Annotated in this window: 18 protein-coding genes; 9 read left to right on the top strand and 9 right to left on the bottom strand. The window is 73.2% G+C overall.

All coding sequences use genetic code 11. The features are described from left to right. The first annotated feature begins 166 nt into the window (after window positions 1-166). Both ACGF2Y_RS14150 and ACGF2Y_RS14145 read left to right on the top strand, forming a co-directional pair. Window positions 167-3,133, top strand: a complete 2,967-nt coding sequence (locus ACGF2Y_RS14150; protein WP_392946328.1) for a BTAD domain-containing putative transcriptional regulator — start codon at window positions 167-169, stop codon at window positions 3,131-3,133. Window positions 3,134-3,339: 206 nt separating this feature from the next. Next, window positions 3,340-3,525 (top strand): hypothetical protein, encoded by a 186-nt coding sequence (locus ACGF2Y_RS14145; RefSeq protein WP_392946325.1) that lies wholly within the window; start codon window positions 3,340-3,342, stop codon window positions 3,523-3,525. A gap of 138 nt (window positions 3,526-3,663) precedes the next feature. Here the strand turns inward: ACGF2Y_RS14145 and ACGF2Y_RS14140 are convergent, their stop codons facing one another. From ACGF2Y_RS14140 to ACGF2Y_RS14130, 3 genes are all read right to left on the bottom strand, one after another. Continuing rightward, complete coding sequence (locus ACGF2Y_RS14140) at window positions 3,664-4,059, bottom strand: PIN domain-containing protein (protein ID WP_392946322.1); 396 nt, start codon at window positions 4,057-4,059, stop codon at window positions 3,664-3,666. Next, window positions 4,059-4,340: a hypothetical protein gene (locus ACGF2Y_RS14135; RefSeq protein WP_392946319.1), complete on the bottom strand. Its 282-nt coding sequence runs from the start codon at window positions 4,338-4,340 to the stop codon at window positions 4,059-4,061. The genes ACGF2Y_RS14140 and ACGF2Y_RS14135 overlap by 1 nt, the downstream gene beginning before the upstream one ends. 87 nt (window positions 4,341-4,427) lie before the next feature. After that, window positions 4,428-5,981, bottom strand: a complete 1,554-nt coding sequence (locus tag ACGF2Y_RS14130; RefSeq protein ID WP_392946316.1) for a FadD3 family acyl-CoA ligase — start codon at window positions 5,979-5,981, stop codon at window positions 4,428-4,430. Between the two features lie 96 nt (window positions 5,982-6,077). Here ACGF2Y_RS14130 and ACGF2Y_RS14125 point away from each other — a divergent pair, with 96 nt between their 5' ends. Genes ACGF2Y_RS14125 through ACGF2Y_RS14115 form a run of 3 tightly spaced genes read left to right on the top strand, consistent with a single transcriptional unit; the run spans window position 6,078 to window position 8,547 of the window. Continuing rightward, window positions 6,078-7,226 carry a lipid-transfer protein gene (locus ACGF2Y_RS14125; RefSeq protein WP_392946314.1) on the top strand — a complete coding sequence of 383 codons (1,149 nt, stop codon included), beginning with the start codon at window positions 6,078-6,080 and terminating at the stop codon, window positions 7,224-7,226. A gap of 52 nt (window positions 7,227-7,278) precedes the next feature. After that, complete coding sequence (locus ACGF2Y_RS14120) at window positions 7,279-7,731, top strand: Zn-ribbon domain-containing OB-fold protein (protein WP_392946311.1); 453 nt, start codon at window positions 7,279-7,281, stop codon at window positions 7,729-7,731. Window positions 7,732-7,734: 3 nt separating this feature from the next. Further along, window positions 7,735-8,547, top strand: a complete 813-nt coding sequence (locus tag ACGF2Y_RS14115; protein WP_392946309.1) for an enoyl-CoA hydratase/isomerase family protein — start codon at window positions 7,735-7,737, stop codon at window positions 8,545-8,547. A 118-nt stretch (window positions 8,548-8,665) separates the two neighbouring features. Here ACGF2Y_RS14115 and ACGF2Y_RS14110 read toward each other — a convergent pair whose 3' ends face one another. After that, a complete protein-coding gene (locus ACGF2Y_RS14110) occupies window positions 8,666-9,211 on the bottom strand; it encodes a hypothetical protein (RefSeq protein WP_392946306.1) in 546 nt (181 codons plus the stop codon). 208 nt (window positions 9,212-9,419) lie between these two features. On the opposite strand from ACGF2Y_RS14110, the gene ACGF2Y_RS14105 reads away from it, so the two are divergent. Continuing rightward, window positions 9,420-10,124 carry a hypothetical protein gene (locus tag ACGF2Y_RS14105; protein ID WP_392946303.1) on the top strand — a complete coding sequence of 235 codons (705 nt, stop codon included), beginning with the start codon at window positions 9,420-9,422 and terminating at the stop codon, window positions 10,122-10,124. A 54-nt stretch (window positions 10,125-10,178) separates the two neighbouring features. On the opposite strand, the gene ACGF2Y_RS14100 is transcribed toward ACGF2Y_RS14105, so the two are convergent. Next, complete coding sequence (locus tag ACGF2Y_RS14100; RefSeq protein WP_392946300.1) at window positions 10,179-12,614, bottom strand: PQQ-binding-like beta-propeller repeat protein; 2,436 nt, start codon at window positions 12,612-12,614, stop codon at window positions 10,179-10,181. 298 nt (window positions 12,615-12,912) lie between these two features. Continuing rightward, window positions 12,913-13,722, bottom strand: a complete 810-nt coding sequence (locus ACGF2Y_RS14095) for a VOC family protein (protein WP_392946297.1) — start codon at window positions 13,720-13,722, stop codon at window positions 12,913-12,915. 324 nt (window positions 13,723-14,046) lie between these two features. Here ACGF2Y_RS14095 and ACGF2Y_RS14090 point away from each other — a divergent pair, with 324 nt between their 5' ends. Further along, entirely contained in the window at window positions 14,047-14,694 is a 648-nt protein-coding gene (locus ACGF2Y_RS14090) for a TetR family transcriptional regulator (protein ID WP_030579228.1), read from the top strand. A gap of 245 nt (window positions 14,695-14,939) precedes the next feature. Here the strand turns inward: ACGF2Y_RS14090 and ACGF2Y_RS14085 are convergent, their stop codons facing one another. After that, window positions 14,940-15,425 (bottom strand): nitroreductase/quinone reductase family protein, encoded by a 486-nt coding sequence (locus tag ACGF2Y_RS14085; protein ID WP_392946295.1) that lies wholly within the window; start codon window positions 15,423-15,425, stop codon window positions 14,940-14,942. After that, entirely contained in the window at window positions 15,422-16,735 is a 1,314-nt protein-coding gene (locus ACGF2Y_RS14080; RefSeq protein WP_392946292.1) for an acyl-CoA dehydrogenase family protein, read from the bottom strand. The genes ACGF2Y_RS14085 and ACGF2Y_RS14080 overlap by 4 nt, the downstream gene beginning before the upstream one ends. A gap of 173 nt (window positions 16,736-16,908) precedes the next feature. On the opposite strand from ACGF2Y_RS14080, the gene ACGF2Y_RS14075 reads away from it, so the two are divergent. Continuing rightward, on the top strand, window positions 16,909-18,213 hold the full coding sequence (locus tag ACGF2Y_RS14075; RefSeq protein WP_392946289.1) for an acetyl-CoA acetyltransferase: 1,305 nt from the start codon (window positions 16,909-16,911) through the stop codon (window positions 18,211-18,213). 21 nt (window positions 18,214-18,234) lie between these two features. On the opposite strand, the gene ACGF2Y_RS14070 is transcribed toward ACGF2Y_RS14075, so the two are convergent. Further along, complete coding sequence (locus ACGF2Y_RS14070; RefSeq protein ID WP_392946286.1) at window positions 18,235-18,855, bottom strand: hypothetical protein; 621 nt, start codon at window positions 18,853-18,855, stop codon at window positions 18,235-18,237. A 119-nt stretch (window positions 18,856-18,974) separates the two neighbouring features. Between ACGF2Y_RS14070 and ACGF2Y_RS14065 the strand changes: the two genes are divergently transcribed. After that, the gene (locus ACGF2Y_RS14065) at window positions 18,975-19,715 is read left to right on the top strand and encodes a pyridoxal 5'-phosphate synthase (protein WP_392946283.1); all 741 of its coding nucleotides are present in this window, start codon (window positions 18,975-18,977) and stop codon (window positions 19,713-19,715) included. Window positions 19,716-19,733 lie beyond the last annotated feature (18 nt).

Here is a 19,733-nt window from a genome sequence, read left to right as displayed (position 1 = left end):
ACGAGTCCGCCCGGGACAAGGCAGACTGTTGAGCGCGATACCAGCGGTACCGCGCCATCCGGACGCCTACCGCACATCGACGCACGGGCGGACCATCGGGCGCGGGCACCACCGGCAGGATCCGCAGACGAGCGGGACCGGCAGGCGAGCAGGACAGGGGGCATCAATGGACCGTGACAGCGGGCCACGCGTGCGCGTACCGGAGCAGCGTGCTCCGGAGAAACCGGGCACGGCGGACGCTCTCAGGTTCACCGTGCTCGGCCCCGTACGGGCCTGGCGGGGTCCGGAGCTGCTCTCCTCCGGCTCGCCCCAGCAGCGTGCCCTGCTCGCCGCGCTGCTGCTGCGCGAGGGCCGGACGGCCACCGCGGGCGAGCTGATCGACGCGTTCTGGGGGGAGGACCCGCCCTCGCAGGCGCTGGCCACGATCCGGACGTACGCCTCCCGGCTGCGCAAGATCCTGGGCCAGGACACACTGGTGAGCGAGTCCGGCGGGTACGCGATACGGACGGACCGGGCCGCGCTCGATCTGACGCTGGCGCAGGACCTGGCGGCCGAGGCCGAAAAGGCCCGCGCGGCCGGGGACCGCTGCCAGGCGCGCACCCTGATCAACAAGGTGCTGGGCCTGTGGGACGGCGAGGCGCTGGCCTCCGTCCCCGGGCCGTACGCGGACAACCAGCGCACCAGGCTGGAGGAGTGGCGGCTCCAGCTCACCGAGAACCGGCTCGACCTGGACCTGGAGGTCGGCTGCCACGCGGAGGCGGTCTCCGAGCTGACCGCGCTCACCGCCGCGCACCCGCTGCGCGAGCGGCTGCGCGAGCTGCTGATGGTGGCGCTGTACCGCAGCGGCCGGCAGGCCGAGGCCCTCGCGGTGTACGCGGACACCCGCCGGCTCCTCGCGGAGGAGCTGGGCGTCGACCCCCGCCCCGAACTGGCCCAGCTCCAGCAGCGGATCCTGCGCGCCGACGAGGAGCTGGCCCGCCCGGCGGACGAACCGGCCCCCGCGCCCGCCCCGCTGCTCCCCGCGCAGCTTCCGGCGACGGTGCCCGACTTCACCGGCCGGTCCGCTTTCGTGACCGAGCTGGGAAGCCGGCTCGCCGCCGCCGAGGGCACGGTGATGGCCGTCTCCGCGGTGGCCGGGATCGGTGGCGTCGGCAAGACGACGCTGGCCGTGCACGTGGCCCACCAGGCGCGCCGGCACTTCCCGGACGGGCAGCTCTACGTCGACCTCCAGGGCGCGGGGGCGCGGGCGGCGGAGCCCGAGACGGTGCTCGGGTCGTTCCTGCGGGCGCTCGGCACGGCGGACTCGGCGATCCCGGACACGCTGGACGAGCGGGCCGCGCTGTACCGCTCGACGCTGGACGGCCGCCGCATCCTGATCCTCCTGGACAACGCCCATGACGCGGCCCAGATCCGCCCGCTGCTGCCCGGTACGCCGGGGTGTGCGGCGCTGGTGACGAGCCGGGTGCGGATGGTGGACCTGGCCGGGGCGCATCTGGTGGACCTGGACGTGATGTCGCCGGAGGAGGCGCTGCAGCTCTTCACCCGGATCGTCGGGGCGGAGCGGGTCGGCGCGGAGCGCGAGGCGGCCCTCGACGTGGTGGCCGCGTGCGGTTTCCTGCCCCTGGCGATCCGTATCGCCGCTTCCCGGCTGGCCGCCCGCCGCACCTGGACGGTGTCGGTCCTCGCCGCCAAGCTCGCGGACGAGCGCCGCCGGCTGGACGAGCTCCAGGCGGGCGACCTCGCGGTGAAGGCCACGTTCGAACTCGGCTACGGCCAGCTGGAACCGGCCCAGGCCCGCGCCTTCCGCCTGCTGGGCCTCGCGGACGGCCCGGACATCTCGCTGGCCGCGGCCGCCGCCCTGCTGGACCTGGACCCGCACGCGGCGGAGGACCTCCTGGAGGCCCTGGTCGACACGAGCCTGGTGGAGTCCGCCGCCCCGGGCCGCTACCGGTACCACGACCTGGTGCGCCTCTACGCGCGTGCGTGCGCGGAGCGGGACGAACAGTCGCCGGCGGAACGGGAGCTGGCGCTGTCGCGGCTGCTGGACTTCTATCTGGCCACGGCGGCGGGGGTGTACGCGCTGGAGCGGCCGGGGGACCGGTTGGTGGACCACCTGGAGCCGACGGACCACGCGGGCCTCACCTTCGGCGACCGGCACGCGGCTCTGGACTGGCTGTACACGGAGGCCGGCCCGCTGCTCTCCTGCGTCCAGCAGTCCTCGGGACCCACCACCCTGCGTCGAGGTGTCGACCTCCTGTGGGCGGCCCTGGACCTGGGCGAATCGGGTGCCAACGCGAAGCAGTACGAGACCGCCGCCATCACTGTTCGCAACGCCGCGCGGACCAGCGGCGATCAGCGGTCGGAAGCCCGCGCCCTGGTCACCCTGGCCGATGTGCACCACACCTCGGGCAGGTTCGACCAGGCCGAGCAGGAGGCTGAGAGCGTCATACTCCTGGTTGAACCCGAGCACGACCCGATGCCGAGCTGCTGGGCGCCCAACGCCCTCGGAATCATGGCGCTTTACCAGAGCCGTCACGACGACGGCGAACGGTACTTCAACCAGGCCATAAACAACTTCCGCGGCATTCAGGACAGGCCGGGCGAGGCGAGCGCCCTGTGCAACCTTTCGCGCATACACCTGGCGACCGGACGCATCACCAGCGCGGTGGCGTTGGCCGAGGAGGGCACAGCCGTCTACGACAGCATGGGCCACGCCCTCCGGAGCGCCAACGGCCGCTATGCACTGGGCATGGCCCTCACCCAGAGCGGACGGTTCTCCGAGGCCTCGGAGCGACTCCTGGAGGCGCTGGAAGTCTTCCGCGCCAGCCGCCAACGCCTGTGGGAAGGAATGACTCTGTTCCGCCTCTCCGAGGTCGACCTGGCCTCGGGCAACGCGACGGACGCGGCGGTGAAAGCGGAGCAGGCCCTCACTGCGCTGCGGGGCGTCGGCGGGGAATGGCGGCGAGGGAACATCCTCACCGTCCTCGGTCGGTCCCTCAGCGAAATCGGGCAGTCCGAGCGGGCGGAGGTCTGCTGGCGTGAGGCGTTCGCCATCTACGACACGCTCGGTTCACGTGAGGCGGACCAAGTCCGCGCACTGCTCTCAGCGGTTGGCTCGGACTCCCCGCAGTAGCCGTCCAAGCGGGGTGTTCATCATTCGTTTATCGCGACCGGCCACTCTCATGTCTGTCAATCCGTCGCGTCGGGGGGCAGACGGGCTGGCGACGAGGCCGTGGCACTAAGGTGAGCGGCCCTGAGAAGCCCGCCCGGCCGTCCACGGGGGAACAGCCGGGCGGGCCCACCACTTGACACGAGCACTGCCAACGGGAGAACGACATCATGGCTGACGCGACGAAGAACAACCCGGTCATCAAGCCGCAGGACATGCACGCCACCGGCGGCGAGGCGATCACCACCCAGGACATGCACGCGACGGGCAGCCCGCTCAAGCCGAAGGACATGCACGCCACCGGCGGCGAGGCGACGACCGACGACATGCACGCCACGGGCGAGCCCGCCAACTAGACCATCCCGACGGGGATACGGGGGAGCGGCCGCGGTGGCACCGAGGGGGAGCCGCCGCGGTCGCGGTACGGGGAAAGGTGCGAGGGGCCCGGGACGGGGGAAACGCTCGGGCCCCTCCCGCATGTCCGGGACCGGCGCCTACAGACCCCGCAGCTGCACCCTCGGCCGGCACAGCTTCCCCATGTCGTCCAGGTCGGACGTGAACAGCGCCGTCCGGCCGGTCTGCCGATGCGCGACGGCGGCGAGCGCGGCGTCGATGGCGTACTTGTGGCCGTGCAGTCCGGCCTCGCGCAGCAGGCGGATCGCCTCGTCGGCGATGTCCTTGGTGACGGGTTCGACGACGATCCCGGACATCGCCCAGTCCCACACCGGCCGCCGGATCTTGCTGTGGTACGCCTCGACCAAGGTCATCGAGCTGGTCACCACACGGATGCCTGCCCGGTGGGCGTCCTTGAGTCGGCTCTTCAGCTCCGGGTTGCCGAGGGCTGCCCGCGAAACGGCCTCGCAGTCCAGAACGTAAGTGATGTCCGGCATCAGGCGGCCGCCGCGTCCCGGCGGGCGGGGGCATCCGCTTCCTGGTCGGCGAACCACTGCTCGATCTCGCGGCGCTCGGCCTCGGCCGCCGTCAGGTCGGCATCGGTGACGGGGCCGTATTCGCTCTCCAGGCGCTCCACCAGCTCCCCCAGCCGGTCATGCTCACGCTGCCGCTCTATGGCCCGCGTGACATACGCGCTGAACGCGCCGGGGCCCACCTCGCTGCGGATCTCCTCCGCCAGCTCCTCCGGCAGGGTGACCGTGTACTTCTTGGTTGCCATACTGTCGACCATACCGCCGGGAGCACCCCGACACCCTCCCCCGCTCACCCATCCAGCGAAACCGAACAGATGTTCCCCACTCCAGGCCTACCGCCCCCGCAGCTCCCCCTTCACCACCTTGCCGCTCGCGTTGCGCGGGAGTTCCGGGACGAACTCCACCGCCCTCGGCACCTTGAAGTTCGCCATCTCGCGGCGGGACCAGGCGATCAGGTCGTCCGCGGTGAGCGTCGCGCCCCGGCGGCGGACCGCGTAGGCCTTGCCGACCTCGCCGAGTCTCGGGTCCGGGATGCCGATGACCGCGACGTCGGCCACGTCCGGGTGCAGGCCGAGGAGCTGCTCTATCTCGGCCGGGTAGGCGTTGAAGCCGCCCACGATGAACATGTCCTTGATCCGGTCCGTGATCCGCAGGTTGCCCGCCGCGTCCAGGACGCCCACGTCGCCGGTGCGGAGCCAGCCGTCCTCGGTCATCGTGGCGGCCGTCGTGTCCGGGTCCTCGAAGTAGCCGCTCATCACGTGGAAGCCGCGGACCTGGACCTCGCCCGGAGCGCCCGGTTCCGCCAGGACGCGGATCTCGGTGCCCGGGATCGCCCGGCCGGACGTGGTGGCCACGACCTCCGGTGCGTCGCCCCGGCGGCACATGGTGACGATGCCGCTCGCCTCGGAGAGGCCGTACGCCGTGAGGACCGTCGCGATGCGGAGTTCGTTGCGCAGGCGCTCCACCAGCTGGAGGGGCACGACCGCCGCACCTGTCACCACCAGGCGGAGGGCCGAGAGGTCGTGGGCGTCGCGGGCCGGGTGGTCCAGGAGGGACTGGTGGAGCGTGGGCGGGCCGGGCAGGACCGAGATCCGTTCCGCCGCGATGTTCGCCAGCACCGTGTCCACGTCGAACACCGGCTGCGGCACCATCGTGGCCCCCCGCATCAGACAGGCGATGATCCCCGCCTTGTAGCCGAAGGTGTGGAAGAACGGGTTGACGATGAGGTAGCGGTCGCCCTCGCGCAGGCCCGCCAGGTCGCTCCAGATCGCGTACGCGCGCAGCGTCTGCGCATGGGTGATCACCGCACCCTTCGGGCGGCCCGTGGTGCCGGAGGTGTAGATGATGTCGGAGGGGTCCGAGGGGGCGACGGCCGCCGCCCGTTCCCGTACGGCGGCGGACGGGACGCCCTCCCCCGCCGCCAGGAAGTCCGGCCAGCTCGTGTAGTCCTCGGGGGCCGTGTCCGCCAGCACCACCACCTGCTCCAGGTCCGGCAGCTTCACCTCCGCCCGCCGCAGCGACGCCACGTACGAGGTGCCCAGGAACGTACCGGTGACGAACAGCAGCCTGGCCCGGCCGCGCCGCAGGATGTACGCCGCCTCCGTGCCCTTGAAGCGGGTGTTCAGCGGCACCAGCACCGCGCCGGCCGTCACCGCCCCGAGCGCGGAGACGATCCAGCCCACGGTGTTCGGGGCCCAGATCGCGACCCGGTCCCCCGGCTCCACTCCGGAAGCGATGCACGCGGCCGCCGCACGCTCCACCCGGTCGCCGAGTTCGGCGTACGTGAGCCGGGTCCGGCCGTCCGCCACCGCCTCCGCGGAGCCGTAGCGCCGCGCCGCCGTCCGCACCAGCTCCGGGATGCTGCCCCATTCCTCGTCGCCTCGCATCACGCGCCCTCCTGCCGCCGCACTAGCTGACTATCCGTCAGATTAGCGGTAGCCTCTGCCGCTGTCAGCAGGAGCGACGGTGCGGGAGGTCAGCGGATGGCAACGCTCAAGGACGCGACGGCGATTGCCGGGATCGGGCAGACGGCGTTCGCGAAACGGCTCCCCGAACCGGAGAAGACCCTCGCCTGCCGGGCGATCCTGGCGGCCCTCGACGACGCGGGCATCGCGCCGTCGGAAGTCGACGCCTTCGCCTCGTACACCATGGAGGAGACCGACGAGGTGGAGATCGCCAAGGCGATCGGCGCCGGGGACGTCACCCACTTCAGCAAGGTCGGTTACGGCGGCGGCGGTTCCTGCGCCACCCTCGCCCACCTCGCCGCCGCCGTCGCCACCGGGCAGGCGAGCGTCGGCGTCGCCTGGCGCTCGCGCAAACGCGGCTCCGGGCCCCGGCCGTGGAAGAACACCGCCGCCCAACTCCCCACCCCCGCCCAGTGGACCCGGCCCTACGGGCTGCTGCGGCCCGCCGACGAGATCGGCATGCTGGCCCGGCGCTACCTGCACGAGTACGGGGCCACCCGGGACCATCTCTTCAACGTGGCGCTCGCCTGCCGCAACCGGGCCAACCAGAACCCGGCCGCGATCATGTACGACCGCCCGCTGACCCGCGAGATGTACATGAACTCCCGCTGGATCAGCGAACCCCTCTGTCTCTTCGACAACTGCCTGGAGACCGACGGGGCGCTGGCGTGCGTCATCGTCTCCGCCGAACGCGCCCGCGACTGCCGGCAGAAGCCCGTCTACCTCCACTCCGCCGCCCAGGGGCTGCCCGCCCAGCACCACGGGATGGTCAACTACTGGAACGACGACCCGCTCACCGGACCCGCCTGGACGGCTGCCCGACACCTGTGGAAACAGGCCGACTTCGGCCCTGACGATGTCGATGTGGCCCAGATCTACGACGCGTTCACCCCGCTCGTCCCGCTCTCCCTGGAGGGGTACGGCTTCTGCGGGCGGGGCGAGGGCGGCGCGTTCACCGAGGGCGGGGCACTGGAGAGCGGCGGACGGCTGCCCATCAACACCGGCGGGGGCGGGCTGAGCGAGGCGTACGTCCACGGCTTCAACCTCATCACCGAGGGCGTGAAGCAACTGCGCGGCACCTCCACCGCCCAGGTTCCCGACGCCGCCACCTGCCTGGTCACCGCCGGTGAGGGTGTGCCGACGTCGGCCGTACTGCTGAGAAGTTGAGCAGACGAAGAGGCGAAGAGACGCAGAAACGAAGAGTTGAGGAGATGAGGAGATGGGCATGGGCGATTCCCTGTTGCTTCCCGTCGTCGACGAGGACGGCGCGCCCTTCTGGGAGTACGCCGCACGCGGCGAACTGCGCGTCCAGGCCTGCGCCTCCCCCGGCTGCGGCGAACCGCGCTTCCCGCCCCGGCCCTGCTGCCCGCACTGCGGGTCGTTCGGGAGCGAGTGGCGGGAGACGAGCGGGCGCGGCCGCCTCTGGTCGTACGTGATCCCGCACCCGCCACTGCTCCCCGCCTACGCCGAACAGGCCCCGTACAACGCGGTGTTGGTGGAACTGGCGGACGCCCCGCAGATCCGGCTGGCCGGGAACGTCGTCGCCTCCCCCGACGCGCCGCTGAATTCGGTGGACCCGGAGCGGCTGCGGATCGGGGCTCCGGTGCGGGCCGCGTTCTGCCCCGTGGGGCCCGACGGTTTCACGCTCGTGCGCTGGCTCCTGGAGCGGTGAGCGATGGCCCTGCGCACCGAGCGGGACGAGCGGACCGGGGTCGCGCTCGTCACTCTGGACCGGCCGGCGAAGCTCAACGCGATCGACCTGGAGACGGCCGAGGAACTCGCCGCGCTGTGGCGGGGGTTGCGGTACGACGAGTCGGTGCGGGCCGTGGTCCTCACCGGGGCCGGTACGCGTGCCTTCTGTACGGGGATCGACCGGGGCGTCACCGTCCCGCAGCCCCCGTCCCCGTACGCCGTCGACGATCCCCTCCTGCGGATCGGGCCCAAGGCGAACGACCTGTGGAAGCCGGTGGTCGCGGCCGTGGAGGGGATGGCCTGCGGCGGGGCGTTCTACCTGCTGGGCGAGGCGGAGTTCGTCGTCGCGTCCCGGGAGGCGACGTTCTTCGACCCGCATACGACGTACGGGATGGTCTCGGCGTACGAGGCCATCGCGATGGCCCAGCGGATGCCGTTCGGCGAGGTCGCCCGGATGTCCCTGATGGGCACGGCGGAGCGGGTGAGCGCCGAGCGGGCGTACGCGGTCGGGCTGGTCAGCGAGGTGACGGAGCCGGGCGGTGCGGTGGCGGCGGCGCTGCGGTCGGCGGTGGTGATCGCGGGATACCCGACGGAGGCGGTGCAGGGCACGGTCCGGGCGGTGTGGTCGGCGAAGGAGGCGGCCAGGACCCAGGCGATGGCCCAGGCCCCGGCGCTGATCGCCCTGGGCAACCTGGCCCCGGAACGGCAGGCGGAGCTGTTCGAGGCGCGGGGCGGGGGCGGGCACGGGGGCGGGGACAGGGGCAGGGGCAGGGGCGGGAAGCCCCGGGTGCGGTGAGCACCTGCGGAACGCCCCGGTGCGAGCGCCTGCGGAACGCCCCGGCGCCGTGAGCACCCGCCGGACGTCCCGGGTGCGGTGAGCGGCCGCGGAACGCCCCCGCCCCGCGCGGGCCGGCTCAGAGCGCCTCGGCGGTCACTTCGCAGCGCTTGACCCGGGACACCTTGCCGGGGCTCTCCATCCGCACGGTGAGGGTGCGGACCTCGCCGCCGTCGAGGGTCGTGGTGGTCTCGGCGGTGTCCACGGTGTTGCCCAGGCCGTCGACGAACCGCACCTCGATCTCGTACACCTGCGAGCCCGGCTCGTTCGCCCGCAGCTCGACCAGCGACGAGGTGACCGCCTTGCGCTTGCCCTTGCGCGGCTGGGCGCAGCGGACCACCCGGACGGCGGGGGCGTCGGACGCGGTGGGCGTCGCAGTTCCGTAGGAGGATCCGGACGACCCGGACGACCCGGAGGACGGGTAGTCGTCGTAGTCGCGGTCGCGGTGGCCGTTGTTGCTCTTCTTCGGGCTGGAGCAGCCGCCGCCCGAGCTGCTGCTGCTCTTGCCGGTCCTGCCGCTCTTGCTCTTGCCGCCCTTGCCGCCGCTGGTGGAGGTGGAGAATCCGGTGAGCGCGAGCACCACCACGACCAGGACCGCCGCGAGCTTCGTCTGTCGCCGCATCATGGATGCAGCCCCCCTTGAGTTTCCTTGCCGCTACGTCGCGCCGATGGCGTGCGCTGTCACCCCGAGCATGCCGTGTGCGACCCCCTATACACGTCATGACCCTGTCACGGTCCCGTCATGGTCTGCGTGGCGGGGGTGATCGTCCCGGCGTAGCGTCGGCTGCGGGGGATGCCCGCGTACGCGCCGGACGACGCCCTGGAGGCCGACGATGATCCGCAACATCCTCGGCTCCCTCGTCGCCCTGGCCGGGGCGGCCTCCGCCGTGCTGAGCCCGTTCCGCGAGTGGTACGGCGGGCGGGTCGGGCGTGACTACCGGGTGCGGGACCTCTTCGAGGGGATCACCGTCACGGAGTCGGGGGTGCTGGTCTCGATCCTGCTGCCGTTCCTGGCCGCGGCGCTGCTGGTGGTCGTGGGCGTGCTGCTCCGCTCGCGGTTCGTGGTCGCCCTCGCGGGTCTGGTGGTGCTGGGCTTCACGATCCTGTGGATGGTCCGCCAGGGGCAGGCGGCGGGCTCGCTGACGGTGGGCGGGGACGGAACAGGGCTGCGGATGGGGGTGGCGAACGCGCTGGCGGGCGGGCTGCTGATGCTGATCGGGGCGTTGCTGATGAGCGGACGGGGCCGGCGTGGCCGGCGGGAGCGGGTGGAGCCGTATGCCGCACCGGCGGCGGATCAGGTGGACACCTGGCCGCCGACGCAGGAGCCGGGGATGTCCGTGCAGACGTCGCCGTGGCCGGAGCCGGAGGTGGACCCGTACACGGGGCCCGATCCCCGGGACCCCCGTACGCGGTCCTACCCGCAGGCGCCGCACCCGGAGGACGACCCCCGGGACCCGGTACATCCGCCGCACCCTCCGCCGCCTCCGCCTCCGCCTCCGCCTCCGCCTCCGCCTTCGCCTCCGCCTCCGCAGAGGTGACGGTCACCCCGTCGGGGGTCCGCCCTCAAGCGCCGGACGGGCCGCCCAAGGGGCTCAGGCCCTCGCCCGGTTCCCCGTCCCCGTGCCCTTCAGCGCGTCCAGCGCGTAGACGCACCGGTCCTTGCTGCAGGCGTACACCACGCCCGCCTGCGCCACCGGCGAGCCGGTGATCTCGCCGCCCGTGGCGAGTTTCCAGCGCAGCTGGCCCCCCGCCGCGTCCAGCGTGTAGAGGACATGGTCGGCCGAGCCGAAGTGGACCCGGCCGTCCGCCACCACGGGAGCGCCCACCACGTCGCCGCCCGCCGCGAAGCGCCACTTCGGGGTGCCGGTGACCGCGTCCAGGGTGTACAGCGCGCTGCCGCTGCCGACATGCACGTTGCCCACCGCGACCAGCACCGGTTCGATGGAGGAGCGGGCCTCCGTGGCGATCCGCCAGCGGTCCTTGCCGGTCGTCGCGTCCAGCGCGTACACCGTGCCGAGGTAGTCCGCGAGGTACACCCCGCCGCCGGTCACCGCCGGGCCCGGCGCGAACGCGGGCGGGGAGAGGAAGACCGCGGGCGACTCGAAGTGCCAGCGCACCCGGCCGGAGCCGGTCTCCACCGCCAGCACCCGGGTGCCCGCCGCGATGTAGACGTAGCCGTCGGAGGCCGGGGTGACCCGGACCGGGACGCCGCCGCAGGAGGCCGCGTCGCCGATGGGGTACGACCAGCGCTCGATGCCCGTACGGGCGTCCAGCGCGCGCAGCCGGGCGTCCTGCCAGACGTACACCGTGCCGTCGTGGATGACCGGGCCGGCCTCCGCCGTCTCGAAGTCGCTCTGCGCGCCGGTGACTTCCCACAGCTTCTCGCCGTTGGACGCCTCCCAGCCCTGGACGCCGCCGCCCCGGGTCGCGGTCAGGACCGTGCCCCGGTCGGCCTTGAGGGCGTACACCCAGGCGTCCGTCTGGAGCCGCCACTGCTCGGTGCCGGTGGTGGCGTCCAGCGCGTACAGCGAGGGGCCGTCCGACGCGTGGATCCTGCCGCCCTCGACGGCCATCGCCCACGCCACGTCCCGGGTCTTGAACTGGCGTCGCCCGTTGCCCACGTCCAGCGCATGGACCTCGAAGGACGTCACGTACAGCAGGTCGCCGGAGACGACGGGCGTCCCCCACACGTCGTTGGACATGCGAAAACGCCAGGGCCGCCAGCGGTCGGGGGCCGGGGCCGAGCCGTCCGGGGCGGGGGCCGGAACCGGGGGCGGGACGGGGGCGGTGGGGGCCGTGGCCGCCGGCGAACCGTTCACTCCGGCGGGCGGGCGGACCCAGCCGGTCGCGGCGGCCGGGTGCGCGGCGGCCGCCCCGCGCCCCTCCCCCGCACGCGGGCCGGGGCCGATCGGCACCTTGGCGCCGGGCAGCTGGACGGGCCCGCTGTCGGGAGCGGCGGAGGGGCCCGCCGAAGGGGCCGGGCCGGACGCGCCGGACATCGGCGAGGGCGAGGCCAGCGGGGAGGTCGAGCGCAGATCGGCCCCGCTGCGCCAGGCGGTGTCCCGCTCCGGAACCCTGGGGGGCTGCCGCGGGGGCGGCGGGGGCGCCGCCGGGGCGGGCGGGGCGGTGCGCCCGCCGCCCCGGCGCCGCTCGATCATCGCGGTGGCCCGGGGCGGCAGCCAGGCCGAGGCCGTACCGCTGTCGTCGCCGCCGGAGGCGAAGAGGTGCGGGGAGAGCTGCGCCTGGAGGTCGGCGGGGCTGGGCCGCCGGGTGGCGTCCATCTGCATGCACGACTCGATCAGCGGCCGCAGGTCGTCGGGGAGACCTTCGGTGTCCGGGCCCTCGCGCAGCAGCATGAACACCGTCTCGACCGGGTTGGCCCCGTGGAAGGGGGCGTGTCCGGTGGCGGCGAAGACGAGCGTGGAGCCCAGCGAGAAGACGTCGCTGGCCCCGGTGACGCTGCGGGAGTCCCGGGCCTGCTCGGGCGACATGTACGCGGGTGTGCCGACGGCGACGTTCGTCATGGTCAGCCGGGTGTTGGAGACGCCGGACGCGATGCCGAAGTCGATCACCCGGGGGCCGTCCTCGACGACGAGCACGTTGGACGGCTTCAGGTCGCGGTGGACGAGGCCCGCGCCGTGGATGGACTGGAGGGCCTCGGCGATGCCCGCGGCCAGCCAGCGCACCGCCTGGGTCGGCATGGGACCGCACTCGTTCACTATCTCTTCGAGCGAGGGCGCGGGCACATAGGCGGTAGCGAGCCAGGGCACGGCGGCGCGCGGGTCCGCGTCGACCACGGCGGCGGTGTAGAACCCGCTGACCGCGCGGGCGGCCTCGACCTCGCGCGTGAAGCGGACCCGGAAGAGCTGGTCCTCGGCGAGCTCGGTCCGCACCGTCTTGATCGCCACCCGCCGGCCGGACGCCGAGCGCGCGAGATAGACCAGCCCCATGCCGCCGGCCCCGAGCCGTCCCAGCACCTCGAACGGGCCGATCCGTCTCGGGTCGTGCTGCGTCAGCTGCTCCACCACTTGCCTGCCACCTCCCCGTAACGGACCTCGGCGACGAAGTCCGCGAATTTCCGCCCGGTCGAATCCCGCCCTGCGCCGGGCACCCCGTGCAGGGTCTCACCACTGGGCACCACCTGGCGGTACGCAGCCTGATTCTTCCTGGCCCGGGCGTCGGTTGCGAACCCGGGTGCGGATGGGGATGTCTCATGCCGCTTCGGGTGGTATCCCCCCACACCGGGTTACGGGAAGGGCGACGGAGGGTGCGGAAGGCGGGGTTACGGAAGGCGGGGTTACGGAAGGCGGGGTTACGGAAGGCGGGTTAGGGAAGCAGCTCGCTGGGCTGCAGTACGGCGAAGGCGGCCCCCTGGTCGTCGTGCAGGACGGCCATCCGGCCGGACGGGATGTCGAAGGGCAGCTGGGCGACCCGGCCGCCGAGCTGTACGGCGAGTTCTGCGGCGGCGTCGCAGTCGGCGACCGCGAAGTAGACGAGGAAGTAGCTCGGCATCTCGGCCGGGAACGCGTCCGTGATGACGCTGCGGCCGCCGACGGCGGTGTCCGGGCCCGGTTCGGTGCCCTTCGGGGACCACATCCGGAAGTCGACCAGCGCTTCGGCGTCGCTGGAGACGTCGTGGCCCGCCTCCTCCAGGTCGGTGCCGTGGAAGCCGAAGACCTTCTCGTAGAAGGGGTCCACCCGGTCCGGCTGCCGGGTGTAGACCTCGGTCCAGCAGAAGGAGGCGGGGGCGTTCTGCTTCTCGAAGCCCGCGCGCTCCTCCGGCTGCCAGAGCCCGAAGACCGCGCCCCCGGGGTCGGCCGCCTGCGCCACGATCCCGGCGCGCCCCGCCCGTACCGGGTCGGTGATGATCTGGCCGCCGTGCTCGCGGATCGCGGCGACGGTGGCCCGGATGTCGTCGGTGGCGAAGTAGACGCCCCACGCGGTGGGCATCCGGCCGTCCTTCTTGGCGGCGAGCGCGGCGACCAGGCGGCCGTCGCTGAGCGCGTCGGCGAAGGGCATGCCGTCGCCCGCCCGGAAGGTCCAGCCGAAGAGCCCGCCGTAGAAGCGCTTGCCCGCTTCGAGGTCGGAGAGCTGCACGTCCGCCCAGCACGGCGCGGAATGCGCGAATGCGGCCATGGGACCGGGTCCTTCCGTAGCAGTGACGCCCGTCACAGTCAACGTAACGTCGCCTCCGGTCCCGCGCGCCCCGGGTGCACCTAAAGAGAACCTTTGACCGATTGATGAAGGGCGCGCCCACCATGTGGACGAAAGTTGTCCACCGAAGTTGTCCACAGGCTGTTGATAACATTTACGACAGGCGGCACTCCCGGCCCCGGGGCCCTCGCGCACCGCGGCCGAAAACCGCCGCTCCCTGCTCCCGCGCACCCCTTGAGTCCTGCGGCGTTCCCCATTTGCAGTCGGCCGAATCGCGCTCCCATCACCCCTCGGTAAGCTGACGGCATGACAGGACAAGTACGCACCGTCGACGGCCGCGTGGCCGGCCGACGCGGCCAGGCGACGCGGCAGAAGCTGCTCGACTGCCTCAGCGAGATGCTCAGCTCCTCGCCGTACCGGGACGTCAAAGTCATCGACGTCGCCCGGAAGGCCGGGACTTCACCCGCGACTTTCTACCAGTACTTCCCCGACGTGGAGGGCGCCGTCCTCGAAATCGCCGAGGAAGTCGCCAAGGAGGGCGCCGGACTGACCGAACTGGTCGCCGGACGTTCCTGGGTCGGCAAGGCCGGCTGGGCGACCTCCGAGCAACTCGTCGAGGGATTCCTCGACTTCTGGCGGCACAACGACGCGATCCTCCGGGTGATCGACCTCGGCGCGGCCGAGGGGGACAAGCGGTTCTACAAGATCCGCATGAAGATCCTGAACTCGGTCACCAACTCCCTCACGGATTCCGTGAAGGAGCTCCAGAGCAAGGGCAAGGTCGACAAGGACGTCAGCCCGGCGGCGATGGCGGGCTCCCTGGTGGCGATGCTGGCCGCGGTCGCCTCGCACCAGAAGGGCTTCACCACCTGGGGGGTCAAACAGGCCGAACTGCGGCCCAACCTCGCCCTGTTGGTGCACCTCGGCATCACCGGCAAGAAGCCGACGAAGTAGGCCGGGCGCAGAAGGCCCACCGGCCCCGGCCGCCGGGCGGGCACCCGCTCGCCCGGACGCCCCACGTCCTGTCTCACCGACGGCGGACCACCCCACGCACCCCTGCGGGTGGTCCGCCGTCGGCGTTCCCGCAGGACCGGGGGACCACACGGCTTCAGACGTTCATACCCTCCAGTCCCTTCAGACCTCCAGTCCCTCCAGACCTTCAGCCCCTCCAGACCTTCAGATCGGCCCTCGGCGAGCGGCTACCGCCGCTCCAGCCGGAACAGCCGGATCTGACGCTCCACCCGTCGCTGGTACGCCGCGTACGGCGGCCAGAACGCGAGCGCGGCCTCCCACACCCGGGCCCGCTCCTCGCCCTCCAGCAGGATCGCGCGCACCGGGATGTCCCGGCCGCGCCAGTTGACGACGGCCTCGTCCGGGCGGGCCAGGAGGTTCGCGGTCCAGGCCGGATGCCCCGTACGGCCGAAGTTGCTGCCGACCAGGATCCAGCCGCTCTCCGCCTCCCCCTCCGGCATGCACGCCAGCGGTGTGGTCCTCGGCCGGCCCGTGCGCGCCCCGGGCACCGTGAGGACGAGCCCCGGCAGCACTCTGGCGCTGAGCAGCACCTTTCCCCGGGTGAGCCGGTGCACGGCCCGGTCCAGGGCGGGGACCACATGCGGGGCGATCCGCGCGAAGGCACGGGTCGAGGAGACCTTCTGGACCAGGCGCGCACCACGGGCATCGGTCATCGGACACCTGTCCTGTACGTATCGCCTGCGCCGTACGTATCGCCTGCGCCGTACGTGACGCCCGCCGGGCGGGTGAACCCGCTGGGCGAGGAAGCGGCGGCGGGCCCGTACGGCGTAACACCTTCCGGCGGGGAAGCCTCGGCGGCCCCGAAGAGTCCGGCCCGCCGCGCCGCGTGGTCGCGCAGCCGGTGGACCGGGCCGAAGAGCAGCTCGTCGCCCGCCGCCCGCTTGAGGTAGCGGTGCGCTTCGTGCTCCCAGGTGAAGCCGATGCCGCCGTGCAGCTGGACGGCCTCACCGGTGGTGATCCGGGCCGCCTCCAGCGCCTGGGCGAGCGCCAGCGGTCCTGCGTCCGGCTCCCGGGCGGCGTGGTACGCGGCGGAGCGGGCCGCCTCGACCCGTACGTACAGGTCGGCGAGGCGGTGCTTGACGGCCTGGAACGAGCCGACGGCCCTGCCGAACTGTTCGCGCTCCTTCACATACGCCACGGTGCGCTCCAGGGCGCCCGCCGCCGTCCCGACCGCCTCGGCGGCGAGGATCGCGGCGGCCGTGCGCCCGGCGGCGGCCAGCGCGCCGGCGATGTCGTCGGTGTCGTCCGCGCCGAGGAGCTCGGCCGGGGTGTCGCGCAGTTCGACGCGGGCGAGCGGGCGGGTCTCGTCGAGCGAGGTGAGCCGGGTGCGCGCCGGCCCCGCCGCGTCGGAGTCCACCAGGAACAGGAGCGTACGGCTGCGCGGGTAGCCCCCGGCGTGGGCGGCGACCAGGAGCAGCCCCGCGCTGTGCCCGTCCAGGACCCGGTCGGCCTCGCCGTACAGCCGCCGGCCGCCGCCCTCCCCCGGCCCGCGGGCCTGGATGCCGCCGGCCCGGCCGCCGCCCGCCCAAGTCCCGTCGCGGTTGTCGCCGGTGAGGCCGAGAGCGGTGGCGAGCGAGCCGCCGGGGACGGCGAGGGCGGCGGTCAGCGTCCCCTCGGCGATCCGGGGCAGCAGGGCGGCCCGCTGGTCCGGGGTGCCGAGGGCGGCGATCAGGGGTGCGGCGAGGGCGGCGGTGGCGAGCAGCGGCGAGGGCAGCAGCGCGCGCCCGGTCTCCTCGCAGGCGAGGGCCAGCTCGGTGGCCGTGCATCCGGCCCCGCCGTACTCCTCCGCGAGCGCGAGGCCCGGCAGCCCCAGCTCCCCGGCGAGCCTGCGCCACAGGGCCGGGTCGTAGCCCTCGGCGGTGGACACGGCGGCGGGGATCGTGTCGGGTCCGGCGGACCTGGCGAGCAGTTCGCGCAGAGTACGGCGGATCTCGTGCTGTTCCGCGGTGAAGGCGGCGTCCATCTGCGGGCTCCTTCCACCCAGGGGCCGGCCGCCCCTGATCTGACGAGCCGTCATATTAGGCGTGAGGGGCGGGAATTCCCAGAGTTCCGTGGATTCCGCACGCGCGCGAGGGGGGCGGGGGTCGTGACGCACGACCGGTTGCGGTGACCAGTAGCTGATGTACCGTCAGATTCATGCCCCTCACCCCGGCTTCCTCCAACTCCGCTTCCTCCGGCTCCGTTTCCTCCGGCTCCGTTTCTCCCAAGGCGGCTTCCCCCCCGGCCTCCTCCGCGCCGGCCTCGTCCGCCCCGGCCTCCTCCGCCCCGACCTCCTCCCGTCGTCCGCGCAAAGTCGCCGTCGTCGGCGTATCGCTCGCGGACTGCGGTCGCGTCGACGACGCCACTCCGTACGCCCTGCACGCCCAGGCCGCCCGCCGCGCACTCGCCGACTCCGGTCTCGACCGCTCGGTCGTCGACGGTTTCGCCTCCGCGGGGCTCGGGACGCTCGCCCCGGTGGAGGTCGCCGAGTACCTGGGGCTGCGGCCCACCTGGGTCGACTCGACGGCCGTGGGCGGCGCCGCCTGGGAGGTGATGGCGGCCCACGCGGCGGACGCCATCGCGGCGGGCCGCGCGCGGGCGGTGCTCCTCGTCTACGGGTCGACGGCCCGAGCCGACGTCAAGGCGGGCCGCCGCACGTCGAACCTGTCGTTCGGGGCGCGGGGACCGCTGCAGTTCGAGGTGCCATACGGGCACTCGCTGATCGCCAAGTACGCGATGGCCGCCCGCCGCCACATGCACGAGTACGGCACGACGCCGGAGCAGCTCGCCGAGGTGGCGGTGACGGCGCGGGCGAACGCCGCGGCGAACCCGGAGGCGATGTTCCGGGAGCCGATCACGGTCGACGACGTCCTCTCCGGCCCGGTGATCGCGGACCCGTTCACCAAGCTGCACTGCTGCATCCGCAGCGACGGGGGATGTGCGGTGCTGCTGGCCGCCGAGGAGTACGTACCCGACACGGCGAAGGACCCGGTGTGGATCCTGGGGACCGGGGAGCACGTGTCGCACTCCACGATGTCCGAGTGGGAGGACTTCACGGTCTCCCCCGCCGCCGTCTCCGGCCGCCTGGCCTTCGAACGGGCCGGGGTACGGCCCGCCGACATCGACCTGGCCGAGATCTATGACGCGTTCACGTACATGACGCTGGTGACGCTGGAGGACCTGGGCTTCTGCGCGAAGGGCGAGGGCGGCGCGTTCGTCGAGAAGGGCCGCACCGGGCTGCGCGGCGAGCTGCCGGTGAACACGGACGGCGGCGGCCTGTCCGCCTGCCACCCCGGGATGCGCGGGCTGTTCCTGCTGGTGGAGGCGGTACGGCAACTGCGCGGCGAGGCCGGAGCCCGCCAGGTCCACCGGGCCGGGGGCCGCCTCCCGGAGCTGGCGGTGGCCTCGGGGACGGGCGGCTGGTTCTGCTCGTCGGGGACGGTGGTGCTGGGGCGGGGGTGAGCAGGCGCGAGCGGGCGCCGCTCAATCGCCCCCGCGCCCCCACGGACCCTCGTCGCCGACCCGATCCTCCGTGCCGAAGAAGTCGTCCGCCTCACGGCGCATCGCCGCGCCGTCCACCCGCGCGTGCCCCTTCAGGAAGGCGCCCGCGTGGGCAGCGGCTTCCTCCGGCGTCGCGTACCGGACATCCACGTCGGCCGCCCCCCGTGTCCTGTCCGCACCCACGCCGGTCCACCGCCAGCCGCCGGACTCGGGCTCCCGAGTCAGTTCGGCCGTTCCGCCGCACAGTTCGACGGTCCGGTTCGCCGACGCCCCCGGGGCCGCCGGGCGGCTGACGGCTTCGGGCCACTTCTTCCGGGCGCCCTGCCGGGTGATGCCCCATACGGACCCCAGCTGTTCGTAGCTCGCGCCGTAGCTCCCGGCCGTGCCTGCCGCAGTCGCCGTCAGCCGCTTGACCTCCGTGTCCACCACCTTCCACGCGGCCAGGACGGACAACGCCACCTCGACGGGCTCCGCCTCCCACTTACGGCCCTCGGGCAGCCCCGACTGCCGGGAGCGGATGGCCGACGCGAGGGGGTCGAGGGCGTCGTAGAGCGCCTTGTCGAGCTCCACCTGTTCTTCCGGAGTGATCCCCAATGCAGTCATGCGACAACCATAGTTAACATACGGCGGCTTGTGAACTGTTGTTGTCGACGGGTGCGCGTAAAGCGCGGCGCCGCCCACCCCACTGCCCCCTCGCGGCCGGGACCGGATGGAATGGACCCATGAACGATGCCGACTCCCCTTCCCCGCACCACTTCCGCGACCTCCTGCACGCCCAGCGCGTCTGGGACACCGCGCTGCCGTCCTTCGACCCGGAGTCGGCCCCGCCCGCCCCGGTCCCCCTCTTCCACACCTGGTTCGCCGAGGCCGTCGCGGCGGGGCAGCCGGAACCGCACGCGATGGCGCTCGCCACGGCCGACGCCGAGGGCCTCCCCGACGTACGCACCCTGCTCCTCCACGACGCCGACGAGCGCGGCTTCCACTTCGCGAGCCACGCCACCAGCGCCAAGGGCCACCAGCTCGCGGCCCGCCCGTACGCCGCGCTCGGCTTCTACTGGCCCGCGCAGGGGCGGCAGGTACGGGTCCGGGGCCCGGTCCTCCACTGCACGCCCGCCGAGAGTCACGCCGACCTGCACGCCCGGTCCACCGGAGCCCTGGCCGCCGCCCTGACCGGGACACAGAGCGAGGTCGTGGAGTCGGTGGCCGCCCTCCACCGGGCGGCGGACGCGGCCTGGGAGCGCGCCCGCGCGGAACCGGACACGGAGGCCCCGACCTGGACCCGGTACGTCGTCGAGCCGGCCGAGGTCGAGTTCTTCCAGGGCGACGCCCGCCGCCGCCACATCCGGCTGCGCTACCGGCGCCCGGAGGGCGGCGCGGAGACCGGCGAGGAGAGCGGCGCAGGGGGTGGCACGGAGACCGGCGCGGGGGCCGGTTCCTGGACGCGTGAGCTGCTCTGGCCCTGACCGGTGCAGACAGCACTT

The sequence above is a fragment of the Streptomyces sp. NPDC048142 genome (assembly GCF_043202835.1).
GTDB lineage: Bacteria > Actinomycetota > Actinomycetes > Streptomycetales > Streptomycetaceae > Streptomyces.
Note: the sequence above shows the minus strand (reverse complement) of the source record. Positions and strands in the feature narration are given on the sequence as shown.

What these genes read in the sequence shown, in the direction of transcription:
- ACGF2Y_RS14150 (WP_392946328.1), top strand. Translation starts at nt 167, where the DNA reads ATGGACCGTGACAGCGGGCCACGCGTGCGCGTACCGGAGCAGCGTGCT.
- ACGF2Y_RS14145 (WP_392946325.1), top strand. Translation starts at nt 3,340, where the DNA reads ATGGCTGACGCGACGAAGAACAACCCGGTCATCAAGCCGCAGGACATG.
- ACGF2Y_RS14140 (WP_392946322.1), bottom strand. Translation starts at nt 4,059, where the DNA reads ATGCCGGACATCACTTACGTTCTGGACTGCGAGGCCGTTTCGCGGGCA.
- ACGF2Y_RS14135 (WP_392946319.1), bottom strand. Translation starts at nt 4,340, where the DNA reads ATGGCAACCAAGAAGTACACGGTCACCCTGCCGGAGGAGCTGGCGGAG.
- ACGF2Y_RS14130 (WP_392946316.1), bottom strand. Translation starts at nt 5,981, where the DNA reads ATGCGAGGCGACGAGGAATGGGGCAGCATCCCGGAGCTGGTGCGGACG.
- ACGF2Y_RS14125 (WP_392946314.1), top strand. Translation starts at nt 6,078, where the DNA reads ATGGCAACGCTCAAGGACGCGACGGCGATTGCCGGGATCGGGCAGACG.
- ACGF2Y_RS14120 (WP_392946311.1), top strand. Translation starts at nt 7,279, where the DNA reads ATGGGCATGGGCGATTCCCTGTTGCTTCCCGTCGTCGACGAGGACGGC.
- ACGF2Y_RS14115 (WP_392946309.1), top strand. Translation starts at nt 7,735, where the DNA reads ATGGCCCTGCGCACCGAGCGGGACGAGCGGACCGGGGTCGCGCTCGTC.
- ACGF2Y_RS14110 (WP_392946306.1), bottom strand. Translation starts at nt 9,211, where the DNA reads ATGATGCGGCGACAGACGAAGCTCGCGGCGGTCCTGGTCGTGGTGGTG.
- ACGF2Y_RS14105 (WP_392946303.1), top strand. Translation starts at nt 9,420, where the DNA reads ATGATCCGCAACATCCTCGGCTCCCTCGTCGCCCTGGCCGGGGCGGCC.
- ACGF2Y_RS14095 (WP_392946297.1), bottom strand. Translation starts at nt 13,722, where the DNA reads ATGGCCGCATTCGCGCATTCCGCGCCGTGCTGGGCGGACGTGCAGCTC.
- ACGF2Y_RS14090 (WP_030579228.1), top strand. Translation starts at nt 14,047, where the DNA reads ATGACAGGACAAGTACGCACCGTCGACGGCCGCGTGGCCGGCCGACGC.
- ACGF2Y_RS14085 (WP_392946295.1), bottom strand. Translation starts at nt 15,425, where the DNA reads ATGACCGATGCCCGTGGTGCGCGCCTGGTCCAGAAGGTCTCCTCGACC.
- ACGF2Y_RS14080 (WP_392946292.1), bottom strand. Translation starts at nt 16,735, where the DNA reads ATGGACGCCGCCTTCACCGCGGAACAGCACGAGATCCGCCGTACTCTG.
- ACGF2Y_RS14075 (WP_392946289.1), top strand. Translation starts at nt 16,909, where the DNA reads ATGCCCCTCACCCCGGCTTCCTCCAACTCCGCTTCCTCCGGCTCCGTT.
- ACGF2Y_RS14070 (WP_392946286.1), bottom strand. Translation starts at nt 18,855, where the DNA reads ATGACTGCATTGGGGATCACTCCGGAAGAACAGGTGGAGCTCGACAAG.
- ACGF2Y_RS14065 (WP_392946283.1), top strand. Translation starts at nt 18,975, where the DNA reads ATGAACGATGCCGACTCCCCTTCCCCGCACCACTTCCGCGACCTCCTG.